This is a genomic window from Streptomyces phaeoluteigriseus, assembly GCF_001896135.2.
In the GTDB taxonomy this organism is placed as follows: Bacteria; Actinomycetota; Actinomycetes; order Streptomycetales; family Streptomycetaceae; genus Streptomyces; species Streptomyces phaeoluteigriseus.
Map to the genome: position 1 here is coordinate 233,847 of NZ_MPOH02000011.1, position 5,521 is coordinate 239,367.

Genomic DNA, 5,521 nt, shown 5'->3' on the forward strand with positions numbered 1-5,521 from the left:
CCCCGCCCCACCCCGGTGGAACCAACCCGCACCCCCGACGTGTTCACCCGCAGGGCCCAGCCGCGATCTGATCAAGATCGAGTGAAGCCCGGTGCGCAGCACCCCGCCCAGCGGCGATACTGGCGCGGACAGTTGACCATGGGGGAGGTCAGACAGACGTGGCAAACCCGCCGACAACCATCACGGCGTCACCGCCCGACCGCCGGACGGCATTCGCCGAGGGCGTGGACCAGGTGCGCACCGCCGCAACCACCGAGCCGGGCAGGCTCCGTATCATCGGCGCCGTTCTCGCCCTCCTCGTCGTCACGTTCGGTGCCGTCACGGCCTGGCAGATGAGCGACCGCGCCGCCGCCGCCGACGACGTGCTGCACAAGAGCCAGCCGCTCAGCACGGCCGCCGCGGACATCTACCGTTCCCTCGCGGACGCGAACACCGCCGCGTCGAGCGGCTTCCTGGCAGGCGGCCAGGAGACGCCCGAGTCGCGCAAGCGCTACGAGGACGACATCGACACGGCCGCCGCGAAGCTCGTCACCGCGGCGAACAACTCCGACGCCGGTTCCCCCTCCACCGCGGCGATCACGAAGCTGAACAAGCTGCTCCCGGAGTACAAGGGCCTGGTCGAGCGCGCCCGCACCTACAACCGGCAGGGCTTCCCGGTCGGTGGCGCGTACCTGCGGTACGCAACCAGAAGATGCAGGACGAGATGCTCCCGGCGGCGGAGGATCTCTACAAGAAGGAGAACCAGCGCCTCCAGGACGACTACGCGGCCGCCAAGCCGTACCCGTGGGCGGCGATCGCCCTCGGCGTCCTCGCGCTGGCCGCCCTCGCCTGGGCCCAGCACCGCAACTACCGGCGTACGAACCGGGTCCTGAACCACGGGATGGTCGCGGCGTCCGCCGCCTCCGCCGCCGTACTGCTGTGGCTGGTGGTCGGTCACAGCGTGGCGCGTGCGGGGCTGAACGAGTCCTACGACCACGGTGTCCGCTCCCTCAACGTCCTGCACGAAGCCCGTATCGCGTCACTGAAGGCGCGCGGCAACGAGAACCTCACCCTGGTGGCGCGCGGCGCCGAGACGGTGAAGGTCGGCGAGACGACGGTCGACGCGTACGACCACGACTTCACCGAGGAGATCGCCACTCTCGGCAAGGGCCTCGCGGCGGCGGCGAGGCTCGCCGACGACCGGGCGGGCGAGAAGCCGGTCACGACGGCGGAGGGCAACATGGCGGAGTGGAAGAAGCGCCACACCGCGGCCCGCGCCCAGGACGACAACGGCAACTACGAGCAGGCGCTGGCCCTGGTGATCGGCGCGAAGGGCGCGACCGGCGAGTGCTTCGACGGCGTCGACGCGAGCCTGGCGACCGCCCTCGACCACGAACAGCACGAGTTCAAGCAGGCGGCCGGTGACGGTCTGGACGCGATGGGCGGGCTGCCGCTGGGCGCGGCGGTCCTGGCGGTCCTGGCGGCGGCGGGCGCGGTCCTCGGCATCGGCCGCAGGCTGTCGGAGTACCGGTGAAAGGGGGCGTGACGATGCGTGCTCGACGGATGCGGGCCGGTCTGCGGGGCTGGGGCGGGGTGGGCGCGATGGCGCTCGTCTGCGTCCTCGCCCTCTCGTTCATGCTGCTGCTGCCCTGGACCCAGTCGAGGGGCGACGGCAGCACCGGCACCGGCGGTCCGGGGGTCGCCGAGGGCGCTCATGCGGTCGACACGACATGCGAGGCCCCCGAGAAGCAGACGCTGTCGCCGTCGGCCGCGGACGGTCCCACGATCGCCGCGATCAAGGCCCGTACGGGCGAGAAGCGCAAGCTGATCGTCGGCGTCGACCAGAACAGCTACCGGTGGGGCTACCGCGACCCCAACAACACGGGGGCCGCGCTGGAGGGTTTCGACATCGACCTGGTGCGGCGGATCGCCGAGGACATCCTGGGCGACCGCAACGCCGTCCAGTTCAAGGCCATTCCGACCAACCAGCGCGTCCCGGCCGTCCAGGAGGGCCGGGTCGACATGGTGGTCCGCACGATGACGATCACCTGCGACCGGCTGAAGGACGTCGCGTTCTCCGCGCCGTACTTCAAGACGGGCCAGCAGGTCCTCGCCCCCAAGTCGTCGACGATCACCGGCTACGACGGCACGCTGGCGAAGAAGAAGATCTGCACGGCGGCCGGCTCGACCGCCAACACCCAACTGACCGACGACCAGAAGGCCGGGAAGCTGCCCGCGACGGCCGACATCTCCACCACCGTCCCCAACCAGCTGGACTGCCTGGTCCGGTTGCAGCTCGGCGAGGTGGACGCCGTGGTCACCGACGGCGCCCTGGCGGCCAGTCAGGCCGCGCAGGACCCGACGGTGGAACTGAAGGGCGCCGCGTTCACGGCCGAGTACTACGGCGTGGCGATGAAGAAGGACGCGGACGATCTGGTACGCCGGGTCAACCAGATCCTGGTGGAGTACCGGGCGAACGGCTGGCAGCGGTCGTACACCGACTGGCTGTCGGCGACACTGGGTTCGGACTCGGCGACGTCGATGCCGCCCACGCCGCAGTATCTGCGCACGAGTTGACGCGTGGGCCGACGGACGGCGGACCGACCAGGAGACGGACACAGCGACGAGAGGTGATCGATGGGCGTCACGGGACCCCCCGGGCCGGTGATGGACCGGGACGAGGTCGACCGTGCGCTGGCGCGGCTCGGCGCGGAGCACGAGGCGATCGAGACCTCGCTCCTCGCCCTCCAGGACCACGCGGGCCGCAGACTCCTCGAAGGCGCCGGGCTGACCGGTGTCACCAAGGAGCGCTGGGCGTCCACCGAGGCGTCGATCACGCTGCTGTGGGCGTACTTCGACGCGTACAGCGACGCCCTGCGCTCGGCACGGAACATCCGCTCGCGGCGGCGCTGGTCCAGCCGAGAGGACCTGGTGGAGCTGACGGAACTGCTGCGCGGCGAGTCCGTCACGGTGGCCGGCTCGGCCACCGCCACGGCGAACGCCCCGACCCTGGCCGGCACCGGCAAGCTCAGCGAGAGATTCTCCCTGACCACCCTCGTCGACCGGATGAACGACCTGTACGCGTCCTCGCTGGACCTGGTCGTCGCCGCCGACGCGGTGTGGTCCGCGCTGCCCGCACGGATCGATCTCCTGGCCGCGGAACTCCAGCGCACCCGCCAGCTCGCGCACTCCGTGGGCGTACGCCCCGGCGAACACCCGGCCGGCGACGACCTGGAGCGCATCACCCGCACCCTGACCTCGCTGCGCGAGCAGGTGATCTCCGACCCGCTGGCGTTCTGGGTGCCCGCGCAGGGCAGTTCGGCGCCCGGCGGCGGTCGCCCGGACACCACCGTGTACGACCGCGAGGCGCGCGCCCTGGAGGACGTACGCCGTGAGATCGACGCCGTACTGACCGTCCGCCAGGACGCCGAGCAGCGGCTGATGCGGCTGCGGGACGTGCTCAGCCGCGCGGACCGGACCCTCGCCGAGGCACGCACCGCGCGCGGTGAGGTGCTCTCGAAGATCGCCGCGACGGAGGTGCCGGTGGTCGGCGGCCCGCCTACCGTGCTCCAGGAGCAGGTGGCAGCGGCCTCCGAGTACCGCCGGCACGGCCAGTGGCACCGTCTCTCCCCGCTCCTGGAGTCCCTGGAGCGCAAGGCGGAGGACGAACTGCTGCGCGCCCGCGAGTCGTTGACCGCGGTCACCGCGCCGCTCGCGGTCCGCGCGGAACTGCGCGGCCGCCTCGACGCGTACAAGGCGAAGGTCGCCCGGCACGGGCTCGCCGAGGACCCGTTCCTCATCGAGCGCTACGACGCGGCCCGGCGGATGCTGTGGAGCGCACCCTGCGATCTGCGCGTCGCCGAACAGGCCGTCCTGCGCTACCAGCAGGCGGTCGCCGAACTGCTCGCCGCGCCGCGCGTGCCCGAGCAGGGCGGACCTCAGGACCACAGGGGGGAGCAGAGGTCATGAGTCAGGCAGGGCAGACGTGCCAGCGACCGGGCTGCGGGGGCTCGTACGAGGACGTGGGCGGCGGCGAGCTGTACTGCGACACCTGCGGTCTGGCGCCCGTCGTCGCGTCCGGGGGTCCCCCTGCCGGGGGAGGCATGGTCGGGTCGCCCCCGACCGGGCTGACCCGTGGCGGCAGGGGCTCGACCGGCAGCGGCAGTTCCGGCTCCAGCGCGCGCAGCGCCCGCAGTTCACGCACCTCCTCGCAGTCGTCGAAGTCGCGCCGCTCGGTGTCCGGGCGGCTCTCGCGGTCGCTGTCGGGCAAGCCCACCGGCCGGTCGGTGTCGGTTCGCAGCTCCGGTTCCACGGCCGGGTCCTCCGGGCGGGCCCGGCTCGGGGTGGGCCTGGTCGCGGTGCCGCAGGTGCCGCGTCCCGACCCGCGCGCGATGGTGCTCGACAACCCGGAGGTGCCCGAGCGCAAGCGGTTCTGCTCGCGCTCCGACTGCGGGGCGCCGGTGGGCCGGGCGCGCGGCGAGCGGGAGGGCCGTACGGAGGGCTTCTGCACCAAGTGCGGGCACCCGTACTCCTTCGTCCCCAAGCTGAAGGCCGGGGACGTCGTGCACGGCCAGTACGAGGTCGCGGGCTGTCTGGCGCACGGCGGTCTCGGCTGGGTCTACCTCGCCGTCGACCGGGCGGTCTCCGACCGCTGGGTGGTCCTCAAGGGCCTGCTGGACACCGGTGACCAGGACGCGATGGCGGCGGCGATCTCCGAGCGGCGCTTCCTCGCCGAGATCGAGCACGCCAACATCGTGCGGATCTACAACTTCGTCGAGCACCTCGACCAGCGGACCGGTTCGCTGGACGGGTACATCGTCATGGAGTACGTCGGCGGCAAGTCCCTCAAGGAGATCGCCAACGCCCGCCGCACTCCCGACGGCAAGCGCGATCCGCTGCCGGTGGAGCAGGCCTGCGCGTTCGGCATCGAGGCCCTGGAGGCCCTCGGTCATCTGCACAGCCGCAACCTGCTGTACTGCGACTTCAAGGTCGACAACGCCATCCAGACCGAGGACCAGCTCAAGCTGATCGACATGGGCGCCGTACGCAGGATGGACGACGACGAGTCGGCCATCTACGGCACGGTCGGCTACCAGGCGCCGGAGGTGGCGGACGTCGGCCCGTCGGTGGCGAGCGACCTCTACACGGTCGGCCGCACCCTCGCCGTGCTCACCTTCGACTTCCAGGGCTACACCACGGCCTACGCCGACTCCCTGCCCGACCCCGACGCCATCGAGGTCTTCCACCGGTACGAGTCCTTCTACCGGCTCCTGGTCCGTGCCACCGACCCCGACCCGGCCCGCCGGTTCGCCTCCGCGCAGGAGATGGCCGAGCAGCTGACGGGCGTGCTGCGCGAGGTCGTCTCGCTCCAGTCGGGCCGGCCCCGCCCCGCGCTGTCGACACTGTTCGGACCCGAAGTGAAGGTCACCGACACCGACTTGTTCCCCAGACTGGACGGGGAGGTGTCGCGGCTGGGGTCACGGGCGACCGCGCCACGCCGCGGCTCGGCCACGACGGCCGGCGCGGGCGGGGCGGCTCGGCC

Annotated in this window: 4 protein-coding genes and 1 pseudogene; 4 read left to right on the plus strand and 1 reads right to left on the minus strand. The window is 72.0% G+C overall.

The window, feature by feature from the left end; translation table 11 throughout:
- Window positions 1-158: 158 nt before the first annotated feature.
- The 3 genes and pseudogenes from BM536_RS12195 to BM536_RS12205 all read left to right on the plus strand — a co-directional run bounded on the left by BM536_RS12195 (window position 159) and on the right by BM536_RS12205 (window position 3,948).
- A pseudogene (locus BM536_RS12195) lies at window positions 159-1,513 on the plus strand (hypothetical protein).
- A 14-nt stretch (window positions 1,514-1,527) separates the two neighbouring features.
- Window positions 1,528-2,556, plus strand: a complete 1,029-nt coding sequence (locus tag BM536_RS12200; RefSeq protein ID WP_073499781.1) for a glutamate ABC transporter substrate-binding protein — start codon at window positions 1,528-1,530, stop codon at window positions 2,554-2,556.
- Window positions 2,557-2,616: 60 nt separating this feature from the next.
- Window positions 2,617-3,948, plus strand: a complete 1,332-nt coding sequence (locus BM536_RS12205; RefSeq protein ID WP_094102920.1) for a hypothetical protein — start codon at window positions 2,617-2,619, stop codon at window positions 3,946-3,948.
- Between the two features lies 1 nt (window position 3,949).
- On the opposite strand, the gene BM536_RS44800 is transcribed toward BM536_RS12205, so the two are convergent.
- Window positions 3,950-4,255, minus strand: a complete 306-nt coding sequence (locus tag BM536_RS44800) for a hypothetical protein (protein WP_425444622.1) — start codon at window positions 4,253-4,255, stop codon at window positions 3,950-3,952.
- A 10-nt stretch (window positions 4,256-4,265) separates the two neighbouring features.
- Here BM536_RS44800 and BM536_RS12210 point away from each other — a divergent pair.
- On the plus strand, window positions 4,266-5,521 hold a 1,256-nt coding region (locus BM536_RS12210), incomplete at its 3' end, for a serine/threonine protein kinase (RefSeq protein ID WP_425444623.1).